Raw genomic sequence first — 284 nt, 5'->3', positions numbered from 1 at the left:
AGCCCTATCGGGTCTGGGCATAAATATTGCCCCGTCTCGCCATCATAATAGCGGAAACGGTTGTAATGCAACCCGGACTCCGCATCCGCGTACTGACCGGCAAAACGCAGGTTGCAGGTGACATTATCTTCATCGTTCGCCGCTTGCCGCCATAACTCGGCACGGCCCCAGGTGCTCAGGCGGTTCGCCCACACCACTTTGCCTTGCTCATTGAGCAGCTCGCGCGGCGTGCCAAGGTGGTCGGCTACCACATAATGTAATTTACCGTTTTCATAGCGGGCTGC

1 protein-coding gene is annotated in these 284 nt (G+C 57.0%); it reads right to left on the bottom strand.

The features are described 5' to 3' along the window. Positions 1-284: RHS repeat domain-containing protein (locus YALDO0001_RS19580; protein ID WP_042840707.1), on the bottom strand; the 284-nt coding region annotated here is incomplete at both ends.

The sequence above is a fragment of the Yersinia aldovae ATCC 35236 genome, from assembly GCF_000173735.1.
GTDB classification, from domain to species: Bacteria; Pseudomonadota; Gammaproteobacteria; order Enterobacterales; family Enterobacteriaceae; genus Yersinia; species Yersinia aldovae.
Note: the sequence above shows the minus strand (reverse complement) of the source record. Positions and strands in the feature narration are given on the sequence as shown.